This window comes from Chryseobacterium sp. DT-167 (assembly GCF_058310155.1).
In genome coordinates this window covers 1-25,947 of record NZ_JBZEEQ010000011.1, presented here as the reverse complement: position 1 = coordinate 25,947, position 25,947 = coordinate 1, and the positions used below count along the sequence as shown (strand labels likewise).

23 protein-coding genes are annotated in these 25,947 nt (G+C 34.2%); 10 read left to right on the top strand and 13 right to left on the bottom strand.

Translation table 11 applies throughout. From position 1 onward, the window contains the following. Entirely contained in the window at window positions 1–3,045 is a 3,045-nt protein-coding gene (locus tag AC4FQ5_RS14480; RefSeq protein ID WP_491144419.1) for an AAA family ATPase, read from the top strand. 51 nt (window positions 3,046–3,096) lie between these two features. Here the strand turns inward: AC4FQ5_RS14480 and AC4FQ5_RS14475 are convergent, their stop codons facing one another. From AC4FQ5_RS14475 to AC4FQ5_RS14465, 3 genes are all read right to left on the bottom strand, one after another. Further along, window positions 3,097–3,534, bottom strand: a complete 438-nt coding sequence (locus AC4FQ5_RS14475) for a lipocalin family protein (protein WP_491144417.1) — start codon at window positions 3,532–3,534, stop codon at window positions 3,097–3,099. A gap of 84 nt (window positions 3,535–3,618) precedes the next feature. After that, entirely contained in the window at window positions 3,619–4,638 is a 1,020-nt protein-coding gene (locus AC4FQ5_RS14470) for an LLM class flavin-dependent oxidoreductase (RefSeq protein WP_491144415.1), read from the bottom strand. A 217-nt stretch (window positions 4,639–4,855) separates the two neighbouring features. Continuing rightward, complete coding sequence (locus AC4FQ5_RS14465) at window positions 4,856–6,997, bottom strand: S9 family peptidase (protein WP_491144413.1); 2,142 nt, start codon at window positions 6,995–6,997, stop codon at window positions 4,856–4,858. A gap of 384 nt (window positions 6,998–7,381) precedes the next feature. On the opposite strand from AC4FQ5_RS14465, the gene AC4FQ5_RS14460 reads away from it, so the two are divergent. From AC4FQ5_RS14460 to AC4FQ5_RS14450, 3 genes are all read left to right on the top strand, one after another. Continuing rightward, window positions 7,382–7,894 carry a YceI family protein gene (locus tag AC4FQ5_RS14460; protein ID WP_263004813.1) on the top strand — a complete coding sequence of 171 codons (513 nt, stop codon included), beginning with the start codon at window positions 7,382–7,384 and terminating at the stop codon, window positions 7,892–7,894. Window positions 7,895–7,969: 75 nt separating this feature from the next. Beyond that, a complete protein-coding gene (gene ygiD / locus AC4FQ5_RS14455; RefSeq protein WP_491144411.1) occupies window positions 7,970–8,797 on the top strand; it encodes a 4,5-DOPA-extradiol-dioxygenase in 828 nt (275 codons plus the stop codon). A 57-nt stretch (window positions 8,798–8,854) separates the two neighbouring features. Beyond that, a complete protein-coding gene (locus AC4FQ5_RS14450) occupies window positions 8,855–10,024 on the top strand; it encodes a carboxypeptidase-like regulatory domain-containing protein (protein ID WP_491144409.1) in 1,170 nt (389 codons plus the stop codon). On the opposite strand, the gene AC4FQ5_RS14445 is transcribed toward AC4FQ5_RS14450, so the two are convergent. The 5 genes from AC4FQ5_RS14445 to hutH form a co-directional block, all read right to left on the bottom strand. Further along, window positions 10,021–10,470 (bottom strand): GNAT family N-acetyltransferase, encoded by a 450-nt coding sequence (locus AC4FQ5_RS14445; RefSeq protein WP_491144407.1) that lies wholly within the window; start codon window positions 10,468–10,470, stop codon window positions 10,021–10,023. The genes AC4FQ5_RS14450 and AC4FQ5_RS14445 overlap by 4 nt on opposite strands. Window positions 10,471–10,612: 142 nt before the next feature. Next, entirely contained in the window at window positions 10,613–12,115 is a 1,503-nt protein-coding gene (locus tag AC4FQ5_RS14440; protein ID WP_491144405.1) for a S8 family serine peptidase, read from the bottom strand. Between the two features lie 108 nt (window positions 12,116–12,223). Then, window positions 12,224–12,595 (bottom strand): hypothetical protein, encoded by a 372-nt coding sequence (locus AC4FQ5_RS14435; RefSeq protein WP_491144403.1) that lies wholly within the window; start codon window positions 12,593–12,595, stop codon window positions 12,224–12,226. A gap of 40 nt (window positions 12,596–12,635) precedes the next feature. Then, window positions 12,636–12,905, bottom strand: coding sequence for a GNAT family N-acetyltransferase (locus AC4FQ5_RS14430; RefSeq protein WP_491144402.1), 270 nt, complete (start codon window positions 12,903–12,905; stop codon window positions 12,636–12,638). A 76-nt stretch (window positions 12,906–12,981) separates the two neighbouring features. Beyond that, window positions 12,982–14,472 (bottom strand): histidine ammonia-lyase, encoded by a 1,491-nt coding sequence (gene hutH, locus AC4FQ5_RS14425; RefSeq protein WP_491144401.1) that lies wholly within the window; start codon window positions 14,470–14,472, stop codon window positions 12,982–12,984. A 127-nt stretch (window positions 14,473–14,599) separates the two neighbouring features. On the opposite strand from hutH, the gene AC4FQ5_RS14420 reads away from it, so the two are divergent. Together AC4FQ5_RS14420 and uvrC are read left to right on the top strand one after the other, a co-directional pair. Then, on the top strand, window positions 14,600–15,364 hold the full coding sequence (locus AC4FQ5_RS14420; RefSeq protein WP_491144399.1) for a hypothetical protein: 765 nt from the start codon (window positions 14,600–14,602) through the stop codon (window positions 15,362–15,364). 79 nt (window positions 15,365–15,443) lie between these two features. Then, window positions 15,444–17,237 carry an excinuclease ABC subunit UvrC gene (gene uvrC / locus AC4FQ5_RS14415; protein ID WP_491144397.1) on the top strand — a complete coding sequence of 598 codons (1,794 nt, stop codon included), beginning with the start codon at window positions 15,444–15,446 and terminating at the stop codon, window positions 17,235–17,237. A 213-nt stretch (window positions 17,238–17,450) separates the two neighbouring features. Here uvrC and AC4FQ5_RS14410 read toward each other — a convergent pair whose 3' ends face one another. After that, window positions 17,451–18,275 (bottom strand): anti-sigma factor, encoded by an 825-nt coding sequence (locus AC4FQ5_RS14410; protein ID WP_491144395.1) that lies wholly within the window; start codon window positions 18,273–18,275, stop codon window positions 17,451–17,453. A 1-nt stretch (window position 18,276) separates the two neighbouring features. Continuing rightward, on the bottom strand, window positions 18,277–18,843 hold the full coding sequence (locus AC4FQ5_RS14405; protein ID WP_491144393.1) for an RNA polymerase sigma factor: 567 nt from the start codon (window positions 18,841–18,843) through the stop codon (window positions 18,277–18,279). Between the two features lie 134 nt (window positions 18,844–18,977). Between AC4FQ5_RS14405 and msrB the strand changes: the two genes are divergently transcribed. Both msrB and AC4FQ5_RS14395 read left to right on the top strand, forming a co-directional pair. Further along, window positions 18,978–19,469, top strand: coding sequence for a peptide-methionine (R)-S-oxide reductase MsrB (gene msrB, locus AC4FQ5_RS14400; RefSeq protein WP_491144654.1), 492 nt, complete (start codon window positions 18,978–18,980; stop codon window positions 19,467–19,469). A gap of 131 nt (window positions 19,470–19,600) precedes the next feature. Next, entirely contained in the window at window positions 19,601–20,170 is a 570-nt protein-coding gene (locus AC4FQ5_RS14395; RefSeq protein ID WP_491144392.1) for a fasciclin domain-containing protein, read from the top strand. A 62-nt stretch (window positions 20,171–20,232) separates the two neighbouring features. Here AC4FQ5_RS14395 and AC4FQ5_RS14390 read toward each other — a convergent pair whose 3' ends face one another. Genes AC4FQ5_RS14390 through AC4FQ5_RS14380 form a run of 3 tightly spaced genes read right to left on the bottom strand, consistent with a single transcriptional unit; the run spans window position 20,233 to window position 22,988 of the window. Continuing rightward, window positions 20,233–20,988: a hypothetical protein gene (locus AC4FQ5_RS14390; protein WP_491144390.1), complete on the bottom strand. Its 756-nt coding sequence runs from the start codon at window positions 20,986–20,988 to the stop codon at window positions 20,233–20,235. Between the two features lie 26 nt (window positions 20,989–21,014). Beyond that, entirely contained in the window at window positions 21,015–22,097 is a 1,083-nt protein-coding gene (locus AC4FQ5_RS14385; RefSeq protein ID WP_491144388.1) for a putative type IX sorting system protein PorV2, read from the bottom strand. Window positions 22,098–22,109: 12 nt separating this feature from the next. After that, the gene (locus AC4FQ5_RS14380; protein ID WP_491144386.1) at window positions 22,110–22,988 is read right to left on the bottom strand and encodes a DMT family transporter; all 879 of its coding nucleotides are present in this window, start codon (window positions 22,986–22,988) and stop codon (window positions 22,110–22,112) included. A gap of 369 nt (window positions 22,989–23,357) precedes the next feature. Between AC4FQ5_RS14380 and AC4FQ5_RS14375 the strand changes: the two genes are divergently transcribed. Together AC4FQ5_RS14375 and AC4FQ5_RS14370 are read left to right on the top strand one after the other, a co-directional pair. Then, entirely contained in the window at window positions 23,358–24,986 is a 1,629-nt protein-coding gene (locus AC4FQ5_RS14375) for an acyl-CoA carboxylase subunit beta (RefSeq protein WP_491144385.1), read from the top strand. 189 nt (window positions 24,987–25,175) lie between these two features. Further along, window positions 25,176–25,646 (top strand): VanZ family protein, encoded by a 471-nt coding sequence (locus AC4FQ5_RS14370; RefSeq protein WP_491144383.1) that lies wholly within the window; start codon window positions 25,176–25,178, stop codon window positions 25,644–25,646. The last annotated feature ends 301 nt before the right edge of the window (window positions 25,647–25,947 follow it).

Here is a 25,947-nt window from a genome sequence, read left to right as displayed (position 1 = left end):
ATGATTCCTATTCAGTTAATTATTGAAGGTTTGTACTCATATCAAGAGCGTCAAACAATTGATTTTAAAAACCTTACAGAGGCTGGTTTATTCGGCATTTTCGGTTCAGTTGGCTCTGGAAAATCTTCTATTTTGGAAGCTATTTCTTTTGCATTGTATGGTAAAACAGAAAGATTAAATGCATCAGGAGACAAACGTTCTTATAATATGATGAATTTAAAATCAAATAAATCATATATAGAATTTGACTTTATCAATTTTGAAAATAAAAATTTTAGAATTGCAAGAGAAACGAAACGTAATTCAAAAAACTTTAACGATGTAAAAACAACTTCGGTAGTTTTTTACGAACAGATAAATAATAAATGGATTCCTTTAGACCATACAGATATAAGTAATATAATTGGAGATTTGAGCTATGAAAATTTTAAACGCACTATCATAATACCCCAAGGTCAGTTCAAAGAATTTTTAGAACTAGGAGCAAAGGAAAGGACTGATATGATGAAGGAAATATTTAAACTCCAACGGTATGACTTACAAGATAATGCTTCAGTTTTAAATGCTAAAAACAGATCAGAACTTGATCAGCTGGAAGGTCAACTGAAAGGTTTTGAGGAAGTAAATAAAGAACAGATTTCTGCTCAAAAAGAAACTTTAAAGCTCGAAAACCAAAAACTTGAATCGATACAAATTCAGTTTAAACAGATTGGAGAAAAATATCAGCAACTCAAAAATTTAAAAGAAGATTTCGAACTTTTAAAAAAGAAAAATGAAGATTTTGAAAAGCTATCTGTCCAAAAAAATGAAGTTGACGCATTAGATACAAAAACTGAATTATTTGATCAGGTTTTCAGGGTTTTTAATCCTTTAATTGTTGAGAAAAACAAGCTTCAAAAAGAAATTGAATCTCATCAAAAAGAAAAAGAAAATCAGGCTAAAATTTTATCGGAAACTGATAATGAATTTAAATTTTTAACGGAAAAACTGTCAGCAATTTTACCCAAATTTGAAGCTTTGGATCAGTCAAAAATTCAGGAAAATGATTTGAATTTAATATTGCAAATGCTGAAATTTTCTGATGAAATTGAAACATTAAAAGACAGAACTAAAAAAGGTTCGGAAAAAGTACAGGAAGTTGAAGCGAATAATAAACTGATTGAAAAAAAACTTACCGAGCTTGCAAAAGAAACAGAAGTTTTAAAGCCCAAAAAATTAGATTCAACTTTATTGATTATTGTCGGAAACTGGTTTTTAGAAAATAAAAGTCTGAGTGAATCATTTCAAAAGCAAACTGAAAAAACGAATCAAAAGAAAGCTGAAATCGAAAAAATCTCAACAGAATTAAAACCTTTTGAAATCAATACTGAAAGTTTTAAAAATGACTTTAAAACTCAAATCGATATTTTAGAAATTCGGAAAAAAGAATTTTTGGAAAAACAAAAACACTTAGAAGTTCAGCAAAAGTTATCACATTTTGCAAATGAATTGCATGACGGAGAATCTTGCCCACTCTGTGGCTCGTTGGAACATCCGAATGTTGTGGAATTTGATGATGTGAATTCTGAATTGACCGAACTTCAAAAGCAAATTGAAAATCTTGAAAATCAAAAACAGGAAATTCAGAAAAGATCTTTAGAAATTGAGAAAATTCTCGACCGGAAAAATATTTTTGAAGAGCAATTGAAATCTGAAGAAGAAATTTTAAAGCAAATTCAAATCAGCATTCAACATCACACCCGGAATTTTATCTGGAAAGAATTTAATACTGAAAACGAAGCCGAATTTCAACAAAAACGTCTGCAGTCTTTTGAAATAGAAAAACAGATTGAGCAAATCAGTCAAAATATTTCTCAGGAACAGAAAAATCTTGAAAAAGAGCGGGAAACTCTTGATCAGTATAACAAAGCTTTGGAAAAATTCAGGTTGGATGAAGCGAAAAAAGCCGAGCAAATCAAAACCAATGAATCAAATCTGAAAATCCTGGAATGGAAAGATTATCAAGGAAAAGCGATTGCTGATGTTGAAGAAAACTACCGAAAACTTGCACAGTCAAATCTTGAAACAGAGCAGAATTATCAAAATTTAATCAAAAAAGAAAAAGAACTTTCGCCAAAACTTGCCGAACAGAAAACAATTGTTACTCAGTTAGAAAAAAGAATTTCTGAACTTGAAAAAGAAGTTTCTGACAATGAAAATGTTATTAAACAATCTTTGTCAAAACAAAATTTTACCGATTTGACTGAGGTTCAAACGATATTATCACAGGAAATTGATGTTCAACAATCCAGAAATAAAATCCAAAAATTCAGAATAGATTTTGAAACTCTGAAAAACGGAATTTCTGAACTCGAAACAAAACTTAAAGATTTTTCGTTTGATGAAGAGCATTTTTCAGCTGTTGAAAATCAATTTAAAGCAATAGAAAACGATGTAAAAGCCGCCAATGATTCGGTTGTGAAAATCACTTCAGAAATCGAAAGACTGGAGAAAGAATTTAAGAAAAAAGAAAACCTTTTAGTTGAATTATCCAAACTTCAGAAACGTGCAGACAATCTGAAAGTAATGACCAATCTCTTTAAAGGAGCCGGTTTTGTACAATATGTTTCTTCTATTTATCTTCGCCAGTTATGCGATCATGCAAACATCCGTTTCCATAGAATGACAAGGAATCAACTGAGTCTGCAATTAAATGAAAACAATGATTTTGAAATAGTCGATTATCTCAACGAAGGACGAAGCCGAAGCGTAAAAACATTGTCCGGCGGACAGGCTTTTCAAGTTTCTCTGAGTCTGGCTTTGGCTTTGGCAGAAAGTGTTCAGGCGAATGCAAAATCTGAAAAGAACTTCTTTTTTATTGATGAAGGTTTCGGGACTCAGGATCTGGAATCGGTAAATGTGGTTTTTGAAACTTTGATGAGCCTTCAAAAGGAAAACAGAATCGTTGGAATTATTTCGCACGTTGAAGAACTGAAAGAAAAAATTCCGGTGTCGCTGAATATCACAAAAGATGAGGAAAGAGGTAGTTTGATAGAAATCGTTTAAAAAAAATCCGGATCAACTTTGATCCGGATTTTTTACATTATTCTGAGATTATTATTTTACCAAAAACATCACCACTTTGTCATCAACACCGTCATTATTTTCATCATCCATATCTACAACAACTTGCAATTCGTTATTCGTTAATGATAAAACATCTGAAGTTTCGCCACCTACAACAATCTTTTTTGTTTCGGGATTGTACGTATATGCTTCGGATGATGTTCCATCTTCAATACATAAACCTGTACCGGATTGAGTATAGAAAGTTTTAATGTTCAAGAGACCGCCTGAAGTGAACTCGTACGTATTCTTTTTATCACAATCATCCGGAAATTCTGTATTTAAAACGGAATTATTGGTACCATTATAAATTACTGTTTTACTTTCCTTCCAGACACCCACAATAGAAACATCATTGTTTTCGTCATCTTTAGAACAAGATACAATTGCTAAAGCGCTTAATGACAGCAGTATTAATTTTTTTCTCATATTTGGTTTTTTAAGACCCCAAAGATAAAATATTTTTAATTAAATCCAAAAAAAAATATACTTACTATGTTTTTTATATTAAATTTATTTTATAGCGGGCTTTACTTTTTCACCAAATAGCTCAATAGATTTGATCATAATGTCGTTATTTGGATCCCCAACATCCATATGACCGATAAATCGTGTAATCCCGAAAATTTCTTTCATGTAATTGATTTTATCGGCTACTTCATTTGCATTTCCGATAAATAAAGCTCCGTCTTTACTTCTTCCGCCTTCATACTGCATTTTTGTGTACGGAGCCCATCCTCGTGAAGCTCCGATTCTGTCCATCTGAGATTTGTAATTATGAAAATATCCGTCAACAACTTCTTTTTTCTCGCTTACAAAAGTGTGAGAATGAATGGCAATCTGCATTTCAGACTCGTCATGTCCTGCTTTCAGGTATTCCTGTTTATAAAATTCAATTAAACTTTTAAACTGGATTGGCATTCCGCCGATGATCGCAACCACTAAAGGCATTCCCAATTTTGCGGCGCTCAAAACTGATTGCGGCGTTCCGCCAACCGCTCTCCAGATCGGAAGTTTACCATTGTTTTTCGCTCTTGGATAAACGGTCTGATTTTTCATCGGAGCACGAAGTTTTCCCGACCAGGAAACGTTTTCTTCGGAATTTATTTTTAATAATAATTCTAATTTTTCGTCAAATAGTTGCTCGTAGTCATTCAGAGAATAGCCATACAACGGAAATGATTCAATGAAACTGCCACGTCCTACATATATCTCGGCTCTTCCATCTGAAATAAGATCTAAAGTTGCAAAATCTTCATAGACTTTCACAGGCTCAGACGAACTCAGAACCGTTACTCCACTCGCCAGTTTTATATTTTTTGTGATGCTTGCTGCCGCAGCCAAAACCATTTCGGGTGAAGAAACCGCATAATCGGGACGGTGATGTTCTCCCATTGCGAAAACATCAATTCCCACCTCATCCATTAATTTTACCTGCTCCAAAATTTCACGGATTTTTATTCCGGCATCTTTATATTTTCCGGTTGCCTGGTCAAAAGCCAGGTCGCCAAACATTCCTATTCCTAATTCCATATTGTTGATTTTTATATGACAAAATTAGCTTAACTGAAATTCAGATGCATTGATTTGTGATAAGAACAACCAATTGTTTAACGTAATCTTTGTCATCCTGAAAGGATCTAAACAAATAGAAATAACTTTGTGGAGATTCCTCCGGAATGACAAACCGTATGGGTAAGTAAATTTTTAGACAAAAAAATCCAGTCTAAAAATTAGGCTGGATTTATATTTATTTCTTTAAATACTGATCAAAATAATCAGTTACTTTCTGCATCAGATGTACTCTGTCTTTTCCGATCACATTGTGCGGATGTCCCGGATAAACAAAGTAGTCTAACTGTACTCCATTGTCAACCGCAGATTTGATAAATTTCATTGAATGTTGCCAAACCACAACATCATCCTGCGCTCCATGAATCATTAACAGCTTTCCTTTCAGATTCTGAACCTTATCCAAAAGATTTGAAGCTGCATATCCTTGCGGATTTTCCTGTGGAGTATCCATATATCTTTCGCCGTACATAATTTCGTACATACTCCAGTCGATTACAGGTCCTCCTGCAACTCCCACTTTGAAAATTTCAGGATGGCGAAGCATGAAACTTGTCGTCATAAATCCTCCAAAACTCCATCCGTGGATTCCCAATTTTCCGGAATCTACATATGGAAGAGATTGCAGATATTTTACCCCCTGAATCTGGTCGTTTATTTCGGTAGTTCCCAAATTTCTGAAAACAGCCTGTTCGAATTTCATTCCACGGTTTGAAGAACCTCTTCCGTCCATCGTGAAAATGATGTATCCGTTTTGCGCCATGTATTCATACCAAAGATTTCCTGAAGCCGGGAAAGAATTGGTCACCAATTGCAAATGCGGTCCGTTGTATAAATATACGATTGCCGGATATTTTTTATTCGGATCAAAATTGATCGGAAGAATAATCTTTCCGTACAGTAAAGTTCCGTCGTCTGCTTTTAAGTTGATGTTTTTAATTTCCGGTCGCTGATAATTTTTTAGTGGATTTTCTGCAGTCAGAAGATTCGTCGATTTCAGAGAATTGGTATTGATGATATTGGCAATTCTCGGTGTATCTGAGTTGGTGTAAACATCATAGAGATAATTCCCGTCCTTGCTTAAGACTCCAGAATGCATTCCTTCTGCATTATCCAATTTTTGAGTTTTAAATGTCGCCCAGTTGATTCTGTACAAATGTCTTTCTGTCGGACTTTCCTGAGTTGAAACGTAGTAAATTTCTTTTTTCTTTTCATTAAATCCTAAAATATCTGTCACCAGCCAATCTCCTTTAGTGATCTGAGCAATCAGACCTTTCTCTAGACTATAGTGGAACAAATGGTTATATCCTGTTCGCTGACTTTGCCAGATAAAATCTGTATTTGAATTTGGGAAAAACAATAAGGGATGTTGTGGTTCCACATATTTGCTGTCGGATTCTTCAAACAAAGTTTTTATGAAATCCCCTGTTGCAGCGTCATACTGATTCATTTTTAAATGATTCTGGCCCCTGTTTAAGACTCCCACAAAAATATATTTAGAATCCGGACTCCATGTAACTGCCGTTAAATACTGATCTTTTTCGCCCTCAACTTTTAAGAAAGTAGTTGTTTCATTTTTAATGTTGTAAACACCCAATGTAACTTCATGTGACGTTTTTCCTGCCATCGGATATTTGATGCTGGTATTCACCGCCGGAGTTACAGACCAGTCGATGATCGGGTAATCTGCAACCATTTTCTGATCCATTCTGTAGAATGCTACACTTTCAGAATTCGGGGCAGGGAAAATTCCGGTATCAATTCCAAACTCGTTTCTGTGAACGTTGGAAGCTCCGTTGAGAATATTTTCATCAGAATCATTGGTCACCGCAATGGCTTTTCCGTTTTTGCTGATGAATAAATTGTTCTTTACCGTATACGCGAAAGTCTGGTTATCGGCAAACATTTTCACATTTAAAACATTTTCATCCATTGCAGACGAACGTTTTACCTTCCAGTCATTTCCTGATTTCTCTACCCAATACATCTGATTATTTGCACTGAAATAACCGTTTGAGCTGTTGGTGAATTTAATGGGTGGGACACCTTTAAGTTTTTTATCTGCGAAATTTTTATTGAGCTGCGTCAAGGAAACTAAAGTATCCTGTTTGTTGGTTTTCAAATCTGTCACCAAATATCCTCCTTTCACAGCCTGAATGTAAGATTTACCGTCATCTGACCATGAGAACTGAGAAATATTTTTTACTGCAAGATTGCTTCGAAGTCCATTTACAGCTTCTGCCATGGTATATTTCTGGGTCTGTGCAAATGCAGATCCGCCCAAAACAACCATTAATAAAGAAAATTTATATAATTTCATTTGATAAAAATTGAATCTGTCAAAAGTAAGAAATAAAACCCAACCGTTAAAAAATGTTAAATAAAAGATGAATTCGTTTTGACCTGAATCTCTTAACTAACTGTTTATACAGAATTCCCCTCCTCTGAGGGGTGGCGAAAATTCTAAAAGAATTTTTAACGGGGTGGTTTTATAGCCGTGATAGTAGCGGTTACCCCGCAGCAAACAATGGAAAAGCGGTGGAGCGAGGAGTATGAGTGGATAGCGCGAAATAGCTCCTAAAAAAAATTGATGAATGAAAAAGATTTCCGGTAAAAAAACTTATTTCTTATCCTAAATCAATGAATCGGGTACCGTTCTTGTTATACATTTGCATCATACAATAACAATTAAAAAATAAATACAATGGCTACAAAATGGAATTTAGACCCAACGCACAGTGAAATTACTTTTAAAGTAAAACACATGATGATTTCTAACATCAAAGGAAATTTCACCAATTTCACTGCTGAAATCGATGCTGATGATGATACTTTTAAAAATGCAAAGACTACAGCTACGATTCAGGTTTCTTCTATCTCTACACACAATGCAGACAGAGATACTCACTTGAAATCAGCAGAATTCTTCAACGCAGAAGCAAATCCTACAATTACTTTTGAATCTGATGCTCTGAACGATTCTATTACAGGAAATCTTACCGTAAACGGTATTACCAAGCCGGTAACTTTAGATGTAGATTTTGGAGGAATAAATGTAGATCCTTGGGGAAATACAAAAGCAGGTTTTTCTTTTGAAGGAAAGATCAACAGAAAAGACTTCGGCTTAAACTGGAATGCAGCTCTGGAAGCAGGGGGTGTAATGGTAAGCGAGGATGTGAAAATTGCAGGTGAACTGCAGTTTGTAAAGCAGGCATAGTAAATTAAATATAGTTTTCTGAAGATCCGGTGGTTTACTATAATCACCGGATCTTTTATTTTAAAAACAAATATTATGAATCTTAACGATCTACAAAACATCAGCGACAATTTTAAGAATACGCAGAAAATGCCTGTCCTTTTTCTGGGACATGGTTCGCCGATGAATGCTATTGAAGAAAATCAGTTTGTCCAGGGTTTCAGAAACCAGGCTAAAGAAATTCCGAAACCGAATGCTATTTTGTGTATTTCGGCGCACTGGTTTACCGCAGGAACATTTGTCACTGCGATGGATATGCCGAAAACCATTCATGATTTCGGAGGTTTTTCGCAAGCTTTATTCGATGTACAATATCCTGCTCCCGGAAATCCCGAACTGGCAAAAGAAACTGCCGAACTTTTAAAACCCATCTTAGTTGAGGAAGATCACAATTGGGGTCTGGATCACGGTGCATGGTCGGTTATCAAGCACATGTATCCTGAAGCAGACATTCCTGTGATTCAATTGAGTATCGATTATACAAAACCGCCGCAATATCATTTTGATTTGGCTAAAAAACTCAGTAAGCTTCGTGAAAAAGGAATTCTGATTATCGGAAGCGGAAATATCATTCATAATTTAAGATTAATCGACTGGCGGAATATCAATACCGTCGGAGCCGGTTGGGACTGGGCAATTGAAGCAAGAGAAAAAACCAACAACTGGCTTATGGACGGAAACTTCCAGAATATTATTGATTATCACAAACAAGGTGTATCTCTGCAATATGCAGTTCCGAGTCCTGATCATTATCTGCCTTTGGTTTATAGTTTGGCTTTGAAAGATCAATCTGAAGATCTGGTTTTATTTAATGATGAACTGATTGGCGGAAGCCTGAGTATGACGAGTGTAAGGGTTGGATAAATGAAATTTTTGTAATAATCTTTTTTTATCACTATAAATTTAGTAATATTGTTTACCATGAAAAAATTGATATTACTTTTAATTATAATTTTACCGTTTTATCTCGTAATTGCTCAGACCATCAAAGGAACGGTGGTGAATGACATTGAGAAACCGATCTCTAATGTTAATGTTTATCTTGATGGAACAAAAACAGGAACGGTTTCCGCAGCAGACGGAAGTTTTACCTTAAATCTTCCTTCAGCAAATAACAACAGTTTGGTTTTTCAGAAAGACGATTACGAAACATTTACGATCTCTGTTTCACAGGTTTTAAATAAAAAGCTGAAAGTTGTTTTAATTAAAGCTAAAGAAATTGAAGAAGTTAGAATTATTCCTTATACAGAAGCTGCATACAAAAATTACATTCGCTTTTTCCTGGATTCTTTCATTGGAAATGATAAGGAAAATGTGCGCATAAAAAATCAGCGGTCGCTCAAGTTTTCATTTGATAAAGAAAATAACATTCTCAAAGTGAAAGCTCCGCAAACATTAATTATTGAAAATAAAAATCTCGGTTATACCATTGATTACAATCTTGTGGAATATATTGCTGATTTTGAAAACAACACGACCCGATTTATCGGAACGAGCTTTTTTAAAGAAACGAAAAGCACCAATAAAGTAAAACTCAACCGAATGAATGCTTACGACGGAAGTCAGGTTCATTTTTTCAGGAGCGTTTATGAGAATAAAGTTGCAGATGAAGGTTTCATCGTGAATCAGATTACCAAATACCCCAATTCAAAATATCCTACTGAAGAAGAATTGCAGCGACTGAAAGATTTTGCAAAAACATTAAAATCAAAAAAAACACTGAATGTTCCTGAAGATATTTTAGATATCGGAAACAGAAAACGCAACGAGCCACCCTACAAAATCGCTGTTACCAAAACTCAGATCCCTGAGTCTGACTATACTAAAAAGACTGATGGAAAATTGTTTCTGGATTATGATCACATGATGCAGATCAATTTTAAAAGGTATTTTTATGAACTGAAAAAAGATCAGTTTGTGAAGGGAACTATTCCGATTATTCAGACTTCATTTCTTCATCCTGAAGATAATACTTTCGAAATTTATTCTGATGGAAACACTTCAAATCCTGGTCAGCTAACCAATCAGGGAGAGTTTGCAAAAGATAAAATTGAGAAACTATTACCGCTGGATTATAAATTGGGAGATTAATTAATTTCTTTTTCGAAACAAACACTATTTTCCACACCAATATATTGTCCGTAATTTGGAATTCTCTGATAACCAGATTTTTCATACAACGCGATTGCTTCTGGCTGTTTTATTCCGGTTTCTAAAACACATTTTTTATATCCAAGCTCTTTTGCCCAAATCTCCAATTGATTTAAAGTTTCAGAAGCTAAACCCATTTTTCTTTTTTGAGGATCGGTATACATTCTTTTTACTTCTACACTTTTTTCATCAAAAGGTTTTATAGCTCCACAAGCGACCGGAATATCATCGAGATAAGCAACAATACAATGTTTCAGCATATCAATTTTATTGAATTGATGGTAAAAATCGTGTTCGTCACCGTCACGTATTGCTAAATCTGCATCTAAAAATTGTACCAGTTTTTGAAAATCCTTATTTGTAGAGTCGACTCTTTTGAATATCATTTTTTTATTTTAAAGCAAATTAAGATAAAAATATAAAATTTCGAACATAGAAATTGTTTTACTAAATAGAAAATGCTCCCGACAATAATTAAATTATTCTTTTAATTATCAGTCGGAAGCATTGAAATTTAATCTAATTTATCTACTGTACAGCCTGCAAAACATTGATATTTCCATATCCAAAATCTGAATTTGGAGTCGGATAATATGTTGAAGACTGTCTCATTTTAGTTAAAACCTGTTCTCTCGTCCACGAAGGATTCTTTGACCATACCAACGCTGCAATTCCTGCGGTAGAAGCTGTTGCAACGGAAGAACCACCTACATAATCAGTTTGTGTGTTGTAATAACTTACCACCGGAATATTATTTCCTGAGGCACGCTCCATTTGATAGGTGAAATCAATTTCAGCTCCAGAATGACAGACATCACATTTTTGATTGGAAGTATTTTCTTTTACACCCGTGATTGCCTGTGTTTCTGGCATCCAGGCAGGGAAAATTACTCCGACGAAAGTGGTAAAGCTTGTAGAAGTTCCTCCTGCGCAGAAGATCAGTTTACCTTTAGAATAAGCGTATTTTACACCGTCTTCAATTTTTCCGACAGAGAAAATATGTCCCATTGACATAGAGATGATCTTTACTGAAGTATTATTTGCCAATGCAGTAAACGCTAATTTCACACCTTCCTGTTCGTGATAACCATCCAAAACTACATTGGAAGCAGCTCTGTAAGTCACTAAATTAGCATTGTAAGCAACACCAACCGGTTGTCCCTGATTATTTCTCGGAGCCGCCATTGCAGAAGCCATGCTTGTTCCGTGACCGCATTTGTCATCTGAACCGTCAAAACCTGAACTCCAAGGCCAAACAGAATCTACGTACACTCCGTTTTTACTGATCGATCTTCCGGAAGATAAACCATTATTAAAACTGTTGCCAAAAAGACTCTGATTCGCCGAAACTCCGGAATCAATTAAACCAATCGTAATTCCTGCACCTGTACTATAGCTCCAAGCGTTGGTAATATTATGTTTGTAGAAAGACCATGATGCTTTTGCATTTGGTGTCACTGTTGTATAATCTGCTGCGTTTAAAGCGGTTGATTCAAATCCACAACCGGATGAGCTTCCGCTTGATTTGGCGACACCGTTTATTTTAGTTTCATTTTCAAAATAATGGTAATCTGCAGGTTCGAAATAACGAATGGTTTTTAATTGACGAAGAGCAATCACAGTTTCCTGCTTTTCGATGTAAACATCAATTTGATTTAGATATTCATCGGATGCCAGTAGAATACGATCCTTTTCGCCTTCATATTTTGAAATTACATCTAGAATTTCGTTCTGTAAAGTTTCTGAATTTGAGGATTTACTACGGTCAAAATCATCTTTAGAATCTCCAAAACCGATTGATGCAACTTTGTTTCCCTGAACAATTCCACTCCATAAGAAATGGGATGAAGATTCGTTCCAGGAAAATCTGCCTTTGGTTTTAGTAGTCTCGTTGATTTTTTCATTGATTTGTCTCGCAGTAAGCGGATCGGTCTGTACAATTTCACTTTCAACTGATGAGGTTTGCAGATCATCATTGTTACAAGAACTCAAAACGAAAGCCGTGAGTAATAGGAATACACATTTTTTCATAGTAAAATATTTTTTTTGGTAAAACCAAGATATTACTTTACTCTGAATTACAGGAGATTAAATTAAAATTTATTCTAATTTTACTATGCTTTAAATAATATCAAAAAATCAAATATTTAAATATTTTTCAGGAATTAATTTAATAAAAATACAACTATCTACTTGATTTCTTTTGTCAAAATACTTAAAATCATCATTATATAAAACTTTTCCATTAATTTTAAAAATCATTTTCCAATTATAATTTCCAAAAAAAATAATTGGTTGTAATAATTCATTTGAGTTATCTTTTAGTTCAAAATTCCAAATATATTTCTTAGATCGATCTCCAAAAATTTCTATTGTATTTGGGTAATTTTCTAAAATTTCTAATTCTTCATTGATATCCTTTATATGCTTATACATTTCAACTTTTTTAGAATTTTTATTTTCCGGAAAATATTTAAACCCTAATTTTTTCCAGTAAAATTGACTTTCCATAGGTGAGCAATGTAAAGTGAATGAATAATATTTTCTTTTCTTATATTTTTTTGAAAATTTCTTCAAACATCAATTTTCCTATTCCTTTATTACGATATTCTATTTTAATTTCTGCAGTTTCAATTTTTATTACTAAATTATTTTTAACTACTTGTAAACAGTAAAAGCCAACTGTTTCTGATTTGTATTCAGCTACAATTAATGTTTTATTTTTAAAACAAGAATATAAATAGGTTTTTTCATTTCCCCATTTTTCTATATCTTCAATATTCTCGATAGTAGGATTAAATATAAATTTTAGTTCTTCCATAGTGTATTTTATACAGGTAAATTTAAAACAAAAAAGCGCCCATCTCTGGAAGCTTTTGTTTGTATTATATTTAAATTTAAAAATTCACCACAAATCTTCTCTCATTTATCAATTCAGCAATCGCTAATATATCTTTTCCGATCAATCTGTCATCTTCCAGTTTATCAACTTTTGAACGAAGAATTGCGAAGTTTTCTTCAATAATTTTTGAACATTTCGCAGGTCTTCTGAATTCTAAACCTTGAGCAGCAAACATCAATTCAACCGCCAAAATATTTACTAAATTTCCTAAAACCTGATTGAATTTTCTCCCTGAGATACTTCCCATCGAAACGTGATCTTCCTGCCCCAAACTTGTAGGAATAGAATCTGCCGATGCAGGGAAACAAAGCGTTTTATTCTCCGTCACCAAAGCCGCAGAAGTATATTGAGGAATCATAAATCCTGAATTCAAACCTGAACTTTCCGTTAATAATCTCGGTAAGCCGTACTTACCTTCAAGCAATAAATAACTTCTTCTGTCCGAAATATTCCCCAACTCAGCCGCCGCCAAAGTTGCATAATCTAAAGGCATCGCCATTAATTGTCCATGGAAATTCCCTCCTGAAATAGATTCTTCGGCACTCAAAACAATCGGGTTATCGGTCACAGAATTCAATTCTGTTTCAGCCATTAATTTTAAATGCTCAAAAGCATTTCTACTTGCACCATGCACCTGCGGAACACATCTCATCGAATAAGGATCCTGTACTCTGTCGCAATATTCGTGGGATTTTAGATTATCGGAATTTTTCAAAAATTTCAGCATTCTTGCCGCCACTTTTTTGCTTCCTTCAAAAGGTCTGATGTCATGAAGCTCTTTTTTGAACGGACTTGCAGAACCTCTGTATGCTTCAAGACTCATCGCTGCAGTCATGTCTGCCAAATCTAATAGATATTCAAATTTCTCAAGACCTTTTATTGCATGAGCCAAAATAAACTGAGTTCCGTTGATCAGTCCCAAACCTTCTTTCGGACCTAAAACCAGAGGTTCAAGCTGATGTTTTTCAAGAATTTCTGCTGTTTCAAAGATTTCGTTTCCTACCCAAACCTGACCAAGGCCTAAAAGCGGCAAAACCAAATGAGACAAAGGTGCCAAATCTCCTGAAGCTCCCACAGAACCCTGTTCCGGAACGACAGGAATAATATCTTTCTCCAACATCAGAATTAATCTTTCAATGACCTCCAGAGAAACTCCCGAAAAACCTTTTGACAACGCATGAACCTTCGTAATCATCATGATTTTTGAAAACTCTTTATCAATCGGTTTTCCAACGCCAACTGCGTGAGAAATAATCAAATTATACTGAAGCTGCGCAGTTTCGTCAGCAGAAATTTTAGTATCACAAAGAGGTCCGAATCCTGTGTTGATCCCATAAACACAACGATCTGACTCTACAATTTTCTTTACATTATCCTGAGATTTTAGGATCTGTGCTTTTGCAGTTTTGTTTAATTTAGCTTTATCAGGGGTTTTACAGATTTCCAGAACATCATGGAAACTCAAAACATCTACTCCGTATATCATTTCAAAAAATTTGCTTAAAAATACACATTTTGAGGCGAAATGAAAATGCAAAACAAATGTTGTCATTTATTTTTAAAACCAATCAAATTATTTATTATTTTTACGCCCTAACATTAAAACTAAATGTATGAAAATTAAAGCTTTATTACTGGCACTTTCTCTTACCAGTACATTCTCATTCGCTCAAGACAAAGTGAAGTACTCTAAAGAAGACATCAAAAAAATGGAAACTTATCTTTTTAACGAAGGATTTCCGGGACCATCAACAAAAAAAATCTCAACCATCATTTCAAAAGACGGAACTGTCAATAAAGGTTATTGTGACAATATTGAAACCAAAAAAGGGCAGATTTACGAAATTTCTATAAAAGACAGCGCAACAAAAAAACAACTGGTTTTCAATGCAGACAACGTAAGCGAAATGTACATTTACCCTACGAAATTGGCTAAAATTTTGAAAGTTGGAAAACACATGACTAATGTAAGAAGCTTAAGCACTAAAAAACTGAGTAAAAATACAACTGATGGTCAAATTCAATTTGTAAACCAAACCGTTTCTTTAAAAAACAAAAAAGACGATAAAGAGTTTTTAATGCAACTTATAAATCCTGAATTTAGCGAAATTATTTCTGTTTATCATGATCCGAGAGCAAAGGAAACTTCGGGTATGACTGTAGGATTTGGGATGCAGCTTGGTGGCGGACTTGCAAAATCGTTTTATGTAAAAAAAGGAGAGAAAGTTCTTTGGCTTCATAAAGATGATTTTGAAGACAATTACGATTTCTTATTTGGTGACAATGCAGAATTCATGAAAAAGTACCCTAAAAAATCTGTAGAATGGGGATTTTTCAGCTTTTTGGTCAATGAATATACTGAAATGAGCAACGGATAAAATTTAATTTTAAAATATTTCAAAGCTGTAGAAAGTTCTGCAGCTTTTTTTGTGCATTGAAATTGCTTAAATTTGTTTTATGAATCCTTCTTTAGAATTACAGCTTAAAACTTTACCATCAGAACCCGGAGTTTATCGTTATTACGATAAAAACGGAAATTTATTGTACGTGGGGAAAGCTAAACATTTGAAAAAAAGAGTTCTCTCCTACTTTAATAAAAATCTTTTAGGTTCCAGAATAAAAATAATGGTCGGAAAGATTCATCGGCTGGAAACGACCATTGTCAATAGCGAATATGATGCACTTTTATTGGAAAATAATTTAATAAAAGAACATCAGCCGTTCTATAATGTCATGTTGAAAGATGACAAAACCTATCCCTGGATTTGCATTAAAAACGAAGATTTTCCACGGATTTTTCTGACGAGAACGAAGATCAAAGATGGATCAGAATATTACGGACCTTATGCAAAAGTACGTCCCGCAAAGATTCTTCTGGATACTATAAAACATATTTATAAGCTCAGAACCTGCAATCTCAATTTATCTCCTAATAAAATTAATGACGGGAAATATAAAGTCTGTCTTGAATTTCATATAAAAAATTGCGAAGGACCATGTGAAGGATTGGAAAGCAAAGAAGAATATGATGAAAAGATCGATGCGATACGGGGAATCATCAAAGGAGATTTTCAGACTGCAAAGAAATATCTGGTTACGCAAATGATGAAATATGCTGAAAACTTTCAGTATGAAAATGCTCAGATTATCAAAGAAAGACTTGATATATTGGAGGATTATCAGGTAAAACATACGGTCGTAAACCCAAATATTGATGATGTAGATGTCTTTGGGATGACAAGTGACGAAACTGCAGCCTACGTTAATTATTTTAAAATCAGAAACGGAAATATCATCCAAAGCTTTACAACTGAAATTAAAAAAATCATTGAAGAAAGTGATGAAGATATTCTGGAGGAAGCATTAATTGAAATTCGGCAGAAGTTTGAATCGAATTCAAAAGAAGTACTTATACCTTTTCATCTGACACTTGAAATTCCGAATGTAAAACTGATTGTTCCGAAAATGGGCGACAAAAAACGAATCGTAGAACTTTCTGAGAAAAATGCCAAAGAATACAGAATTGAGAAGCTGAAACAGGTACAGATTGTTGATCCTGAAAGACATTCCAACAGAATCATGGCAGAAATGCAGAAACTCTTGAGAATGCCTGTTGAGCCGCGACATATTGAAGGTTTTGACAACTCAAATATTCAGGGGACTAATCCGGTTTCGGCATGTGTAGTCTTCAGAGACGGAAAACCAAGCAAAGCAGATTACAGAATCTTTCATCCCAAAACCGTCACAGGTCCGGATGATTTTAAAACCATGGAGGAAGTAATTTTCCGTCGTTATAAAAGAATGCTTGATGAAGGTGAGGATCTGCCGCAACTGATTTTAATTGATGGTGGAAAAGGACAACTTTCCTCCGCCATTAAAAGTTTAAAATTACTGGGGCTTTACGGTAAGATCACCATCGTAGGTATTGCCAAACGGCTTGAGGAAATTTTCTTTCCCGAAGATCCAATTCCACTATATCTTGATAAAAAATCTGAAACTCTAAAAGTTTTGCAGCGGGTACGTGACGAAGCACACCGTTTTGGGGTAAGACATCACCGAACAAGACGTACCAATTCAACCATAAAATCTGAGCTTGAGGAAATTCCCGGCGTAGGCGACAGAACCATTGAAATGCTTTTATCTAAATTAAAATCAGTAAAAAGAATTAAAGAGGCCAGTCTGGAAACTTTAGAGGAAATTTTAGGAAAAAGTAAAGGGAAAATTGTTTATGAATTTTTTAACAGCAATTAAAATTCTAGTACGGTTTATTTTCAAAATAAATACTTTTCAATCGAAGAAATCCAAGCAAAGTAGTTGAGCAGATCCATTCTAAATTCAAATTATCATTGTTGAGATTCCTTCGAAATCACAAACTCTGGTTACATTTTATGTTAATAGCAAATAATTCCAAATGAAAAAGCTCTTATTACTAAGAGCTTTTTTATATTTTAAAGAAAGATTTTTTTAAACTCCTCCCATCACATACATATTCTCCATAGTCGGAACTTCACTGCCACCTTTTTTCTCAAGAGTGATAGCAAAAGCCTGTGCATTTGTGATATTAGAAATAGCTATTCTGCTGTCTATTTCTTCAGAATACATTCCTGCGCTTACAGGTTTTCCGTCAGCAATAGCCCAAAGCTGGTATTGCATTCCTTCCGGAGCTTTTGGCAAAGAATTTGCAGATAGATAAATATCTTTGGAATTACTGTCCCATAAAACAGTTGCCTTAGCTTCAGGGTGTTTTTCAACACCTGCCAATACAACTTTTTTCATATTTGGATTTGCAAAAATATCTAGTTTTTGCTGCATATTCTGCAAGGCTAACTGGCTGGATTTCCGATCACTTTCCATTTTTACAATCTGCTCATTAATCTTTGACTGACTATTCATCCAATAAAGATTGATTCCTATACTTATCAGAAATAATACAGAGGCAGCAACTGCAAAATTTTTCCAGCTGTTGGTCTTTTCGTGTTTTACTACCGTAATCCTTTTTTCCGACTCCATATCATTGATACCATTCCGGATAGGAATTACAGGTTCTTTAATTTCAACGGGTGTTTCCTGTTGAATCTTTTCCCAGATTTTAGCTTTTAAATGTTCTGGTGGGTTCACAGCCTGCGCTGTAGCAAGCATCTCAAAAGTTTTTTGTGCTTCCTCAAAAGCTTCTCTTACTTCAGCATTATTCTTCATTACACACTCCAGAATACCTGCTTCCTCGGGAGAAGCATGACCTAGAATGTAAGATTCTAGAATTCCGGATGATATGTATTCTTTACTATTCAACTTATTGATAATCTTTTAATAAATCTTTTAATTTCATCAATGCATTACGCATTTTCGTTTTTACAGTACCCAAAGGCATGTTCAGTTTTTCTGATATCTCACTCTGCGTATACCCCTGATAATAAGCAAGATTTATAAGTTCCTGCTTATCTGATTCTAAAGTTTCAAGCACATTGCTGAAACCAATAAAATCTGAATTATTAGTGGTTGAAAGTTCCGCATTGTTATATACGAAATCAGGTATTGATTGGTTTTTTAATTCGTTCTGAAAACTTTTGGATTTTAAATAATCGATTGCCGTGTTTCTTGCAATATTGATCATCCAGGTATAAAATCTCCCTTTTGCAGTATCGTACTGGTGAATAGAATTCCAGATCTTCATAAAAACATCCTGAATAATTTCTTCAGTATACTCTTTTGACTGCACAATCCGAAGAATCACCCCATATAATGCCCCTGAATAGTGGTCATATAAGTGGTGAAAACCTGATTCGCTCTTTTCTCTGAGCAAAGCAATAAGTTCGTCTTCCGAATAGATTGTTTTAATATTGAAAATTTTACCTACCAAATTTAATGAAATAAAACGGACAACAGAAAAAATCTTTTAAAAAATTTATCTCGTATATATATTCATAAACATTTATTATAAAATTTAATTTAAAAATGAAAAATAAGATCACGAGAATATTTTCTGCTCTACTGATGATTCTGACTTTTGGAAATATTGCTGCACAGTCAGAAAACTTCAAAGCAAAAAATCCTTATTACTCAAAGACTTCTACAGCTCCTTTGAAAGTCAGCAATGCAGAATGGAAAAAAATTCTTAAGCCGGAGTTATATCAGGTTGCAAGAGAAGGTGCTACCGAAATGGCTTTTACAGGAAAGTATTATGAATTTGATGTAAAAGGTACCTATTACTGTGCTGTTTGCGGGAATGCTTTATTTCTTTCAACTTCAAAATTTGCTACCACCTGCGGATGGCCATCTTTCTATGAACCTCTGCGAAAAGATGGGGTGAAATACAAAAAAGATCATTCTCACAATATGGAGCGTACCGAAGTTCTTTGCGGAAGATGCGATTCTCATTTGGGACATATTTTTGACGACGGACCAAAACCTACCGGAAAAAGATTCTGTATGAATTCAGTTTCTTTAGAATTCGTTCCTAACCAAAAAGCAAAGAAACAAATTTAAATTGTTGATTTTCAATTAAATAAAATAAATTTTCGAAAAAATTAAAACTAAAATCATCTTACTGTCGTAGATGAAAGCAAGAACAAAATTTTAGAAATACTCAAATAATAATAATTTAAAAAATCAAAAAAATGTACACAAAATCAAAATTTGCAGTATTAGGAATGATTGCTTTATCATTTGCATTAAGTGGAAATGCAGCTGCCCAGAAAATGAGAGAGAAGACGGTAATGGTTGGTGGAGCACCAATGTATCCTTCTAAAAATATTGTAGAAAATGCAGTAAATTCTAAGGATCACACAACATTGGTTGCAGCAGTAAAAGCAGCAGGTTTGGTAGAAACTTTACAAAGCGCAGGACCTTTTACCGTATTTGCTCCTACTGATGCGGCTTTCGCAAAATTGCCTGCAGGAACAGTAGAAAATTTGGTAAAGCCTGAAAATAAAGAAATGCTTACGAAAATTTTAACGTATCACGTTCTTCCAGGAAAATACAGCTCTAAACAAGTTTGGGCAGCGGTGAAAGCAGGAAATGGAAAAGCAATGATGAAAACAGTTGAAGGAGAACAACTTACTTTTTGGACAAAAGGAAATGATTTGTACGTAACTGACGCAAAAGGTAACAAAGCAAAAGTAACAATTGCTGATGTCAATCAGTCAAATGGTGTTATACATGTAATAGATACTGTTCTATTACCATAGTTTTAGTTTTTATGGTTTATTTTAAGGGAGCCTTATCTGTTATCCAGATAAGGCTTTTTTATTTATTTTAAAATGAAAACTTCTTTTGAATAATCGTCGTTGCCTTTGGGCATTTCAATGACAATATTTCCGTTTTCATAATAACCAAGAGTTGACTCTCCTGAATTCAATTTTACTTTGAATGTATCTTTTTTACTTGTTGATTTGAAAGTTGCGAAAGGTACAGAACTATTATTTTCAACCAAAATGAACTGACTATCGTCTATCTGAACTTTTTGCAAACTCACTTTTCCGTTCGAATATTTTCCCGATTGAGCTGCAGAATTTTCTACTTTCTGAACCGAAACTTCTTTTGCAGGTTCAGAAGATTGTACTTCCTGAACAGCCACCTGCATTTGAATTTCTTTCGGACTTGAAACCGGAACAGTTACCAGAGCCTGTTTTAAAGCATCCTGAAAACCTTCTTCGAATTCTTTAATCGAGGTGCTCGCTTTTTGGCTCGCAATTACTTTACCATTGCAATCTTTAAATTCCAAAACGACCTTATTTCGTAAAAAACCACTGTCGTTGATAACATCTGCATTCAAAACACTGCATGGATTTGAATTTGCTTCCGACGTCCATTGACTTCTGTTTCCTGAAACAACTACATATTGTTTTTGTTTAAGAGTTTTAGAAAGCAACACATCCAATTTATATTGATCATTCTTAAATCCGCTGAATTTCTCGGGAAGCGCAATATATTTATAATCGGAAACCTTTTGCGCAAACGAAAACGTAATGCAGAGAGCTGCTATAATTGTTGAAAATTTCTTCATTGTAATTAATTTAAAATAATCTGAATTTAATCATTCCTAAATTCACCCATATCCAGTTTCAGAGAGAAAAAGTTTGAGAAGAAATTTGATCCGCCGATTCCTGAGTTGCTGATGGCATAATCAAGCGTCAAACCCCTGTATCTTATCCCTAAACCTGCACTCGGCTGGAAAGAAACTTTTCTGCTTAAATCTTCAATATCTGTAATCGACTGGAATCTGTTGACCCCTACTCTAACAAAAATCATTTTCTGATAACCCAATTCAGCACCCGCATATGGAGTGATACTGGCAAAATCGGTAGAGAGAAGAGCCGCTGTTTTAGCAAAATCTACATTGATTCCTGCTTCAGGTAAAACATATAAACTGCTGTTGATTTCAAATAATTTACTTGCGCCTGCATTCAATTTCGGCATTGTCAGTTCCATTTTATCGGTTGGTGCAGGGTTGAATTCTTCACCATTTACAACTGCCGACAATTCGTTTTGATTAATACTCCAGAAATTTACTGTAGTCGTTGCATCACGAAGTATTCCCCCGAATTTCCAGCCGTTATCTGCTTTATAAATTGCACCAACATCAAAACCGAAGCCGTAACCACTTGCGAATTTTCCTACATTTCTGTAAACAATTTTAGCGTTGATACCAACATCCAGCTTTGGATTTCCCCCCGGACTGAATGCATAAGAAATAATTCCGGCATAATCTGACTGTGAGAATTTTGTAATTTTATCGTAATCAATATTTCCTTCAGTATCAATCAGCTGAGTGGTATTTAAGATATTATCAACACCCAGTCTTACAATTGAAACTCCGAAAACTCCTTCTTCCAAAACTTTTGCGTAAGCCAGATAATCATATTTTGCGATCGATTCAAAATATTCAGCGTGCATTGCTGCTCCCTGCCAGTCTTTTTTAATTCCGTTCAGACCTGCAGGATTCCACATCGGTGAGTAGACATCATCCTGATTGGAGATCACAGCTCCCCCCATTGCCAAACCTCTCGCTCCGGCTCCGATATTTAAAAATTCATTGGAATATTTTCTGATGATCTGAGATTGCGAAAACCCAAATACAAGGGAAAATAATAGTAAAAGATATTTTTTCATCATATAAATTGATGCTTAGTTAATTGTTTTTTGTTTCCTGGTTTTGATCAAAGCATTTGCTACAATTGCCAAAATCATCACCAGCGATGCCACGTAAAATACCGGACTCATATGTTCTGATTCCCCAAAGATAAAAAAAGCTAGTATAATTCCGTAGACTGGCTCCAAATTTACTGTTAAAATTAATGTGAAAGGCGAAATATATTTCATGAGCTTTACAGACTCAAGCATCGGAAATGCTGTGAAAACACTTGCCAACAAGCATATTAACGTCAAATCTCGGTAATTTATTTCATTCATTGAAAATATTTGACCAGATAATAAATAAAATATAGCCAAAATAAGCCAACCGCTGAAGATTTCGTAAAAGATAATATTTCCAGGACTGGTTTTTCCAAAAATCTTTCCATTAAAAACAGAAAAGATCGTCCCAAAGACAGCACACAAAATTCCGAAGAAAATACCTTGTTTATATTGGAATTCAGTTTTAAAAATAAGAAGAATACAGGCTACAATAACGATTCCCATCACAACTTCTGAAATATCAACTTTTCTTTTAAAAACCAAAGGCTCCAGAATCGCTGCAAATAATGTCGACAAAGACAAACAGCTTAAAGCAATTGAAACATTAGAAACTTTTATCGAATAAAAAAAGCAGAGCCAGTGAAGCGCCATAAAAAAACCTATCGCTGCAAGCTGTAAAAAAAGTTTTTTAGAGACTTTGATACTTTCCTTTTTGAAAACTCTTATAAAGACAAATAAAAATATGGCTGCGAACAGCATTCTGTAAAATACCAGAATTTGTGCATTGGCAGTAATCAGTTTTCCCAAAATTGCAGTAAATCCCCACAAAAAAACAATCAAGTGCAACCTGAAAAGAGCTAATTTTTGCATGTCTGTTTAATCAATATTTAAAAAACACAAATCTACGAATAGGTTTTATTAAACATTAAAATTTTACCGTATAATCTAATTTTAATTTTACCAAAATAAAAGCTACAAAAAAAACCCTGAAAGTCTGTTCAACTTTCAGGGCCTTCAAATAATAAACTATTAAAAAAATAAACTAGGAACAGAGGATTTATAGCGGAGTAATCAGCTCCTTTCCTCTTATGTAAAATTATAAAAAAAACAAACATAAAAAAACATATCTGTGTTAAATATTTCATAATTTTATGATTTTCAATGCGTTGAATCATAAAACTCAATGATATTTTATTTTTTTTAAAAGTAGTATCTTAGGCACATTAAAATAGAAATTTCATGGATATTGAATTCAACAAAAGAGAAGATCAAAACAAACTAAAATTATCTGAAATAAATCGTTTGCTTTCTGAAATAAAAAAAGGAGGAGGAGAAAAAAGACTTCAAAAGCTTCGCGATGAAGGAAAAATGACGGCAAGAGAAAGAATTGAATATCTTCTTGATAAAGATGCAGATTCCATTGAGATTGGTGCTTTTGCAGGATATGAGATGTATGAGGAGCATGGCGGTTGTCCGAGTGGCGGTGTTGTAGTGGTAATGGGTTATGTTTCCGGAAAGCAATGTCTGGTTGTAGCCAATGATGCTTCGGTAAAAGCTGGTGCGTGGTTTCCGATTACAGGAAAGAAAAACCTGAGAGCACAGGAAATTGCTATGGAAAATAAACTTCCGATTATCTATTTGGTTGACTCTGCAGGAGTTTATCTTCCGATGCAGGATGAGATATTCCCGGACAAAGAACATTTTGGAAGAATTTTCAGAAATAATGCTAAAATGAGTGCAATGGGAATCATTCAGATTTCTGCTGTAATGGGAAGTTGTGTAGCAGGAGGAGCTTACCTGCCAATCATGAGCGATGAAGCGATGATCGTTGATAAAACAGGCTCTATCTTTCTTGCAGGAAGCTATCTTGTGAAAGCTGCCATCGGTGAAAGTATTGATAATGAAACTTTGGGTGGTGCAACAACGCATTGCTCGATTTCCGGAGTGACAGATTATAAGGCTAAAGACGATCAGGATGCTTTAAACAGAATTAAGAACATCATGAAATCTATCGGAAGCTACGAAAAAGCTGGCTTCGACAGAATTGAAAGCTTTCCTCCAAAAGAAAAAATAGATAATATTTTCGGCATCATGCCAGTTTCCCGTACCGATCAATATGATACTTTAGAAATCATAAAATGTCTTGTTGACAATTCTGAATTTGAAGAATACAAAGCAGATTACGGAAAAAGTATCATTTGTGCTACGGCAAGAGTTGACGGCTGGTCTGTAGGAATTGTTGCCAATCAAAGAAAATTAGTTAAAAGCGGTAAAGGCGAAATGCAGTTTGGCGGAGTGATTTATTCTGATTCCGCTGATAAAGCAACCCGATTTATTGCAAACTGTAATCAGAGAAAAATTCCTTTAATATTCTTACAAGATGTAACAGGTTTTATGGTGGGCTCAAAATCTGAACATGGCGGAATCATTAAAGATGGTGCAAAAATGGTCAATGCAGTTGCAAACTCTGTTGTTCCTAAGTTTACCATTATTACAGGAAATTCCTACGGAGCCGGTAATTACGCTATGTGCGGAAAAGCTTACGATCCACGTTTGATTGTAGCTTGGCCATGGGCAGATCTTGCGGTAATGGGTGGTTCTCAGGCTGCAAAAGTTTTGGCTCAGATTCAGGAATCCACTTTAAAAAAACAAGGAAAAGAAATCACTGATGAAGCACATAAAGAAATTTTGGATTCTATTTCCAAAAAATATCAAAAACAGACTGAAGCTACTTATGCAGCATCAAGATTATGGACCGATGCAATCATTAATCCGGTAGATACAAGAAAATGGATTTCTATGGGAATTGAAGCTGCAGATCATTCTCCAATTACAGAAAAATTTAATCTTGGAGTTATTCAGGTATAATAAGTAAGACATATTTTTACCCATAGGTCTCACTCTAAAAAGTGAGACTTTTTATTATGTTAAATTGTCCTAAAGAATTATAAAGTCTCTAAACGGCATACTATTCAGGTAAGATTTTTGTTATAAGTATAATGAAAAACTAATAAGCACTTCAACCTCTTTTTAATTACTAATCCCAAAAGGAAACCTATGAAAAGATATTTTGCAGTATTTATTGCCCTATATACCGTCGTTTTACTATATATGATGTTCTATGCTTCTGGAAGAGAACCCTCCGAGATCTCGTATATCCAACATCAGCCATTTATTACCATACAACATTTTTTGAATGATCAAAACATAGACAACCAAGCTTTTGTTGTGAATATATTTGGTAATATATTCTTATTTAGTCCGTTTGGCTGGTTAGGATTATGCATAAGAAAATTCAATGGTTTTCTTCCAATCACTCTATTTTTTTTAATTGCAATAAGTATAATTGAATCAGTACAATATATGACAGGAAGGGGAGTTGCTGATGTTGATGATATATTTTTGAATACTTTAGGAATGCTTATCGGTTTCTTTTTGTTTAAATATGCAACTTGGAAAAATATAGCCAATATCAAATTTCATTTTGATTTATTTGAAGAGAAAAGAAGAGTTTCCACAGCTTCATAATTTATATTAGTTTAATAATCTTCATTTATTATTTTAATAGAATTACTGTCATTCTTGATTGTCTTTTTCGACTGTAAACTTTTTTAATACTTTAGAAAAATAATATTTTCACAATAGGAAACGGTAAATAGTATCTATGCTTTTTTGTTAGTCAAAGATTTAGTTTAAGTATTATACTATGTGATTATTAAATCTCATTCGAACTTTTACACTTCATCTTTCAGTTTCTTCCAGCTAACGGTTATGAACAAATATTTAATTCCTGAAGGTTTTTAATTTCTAATTTTGATTTTATAAAGCT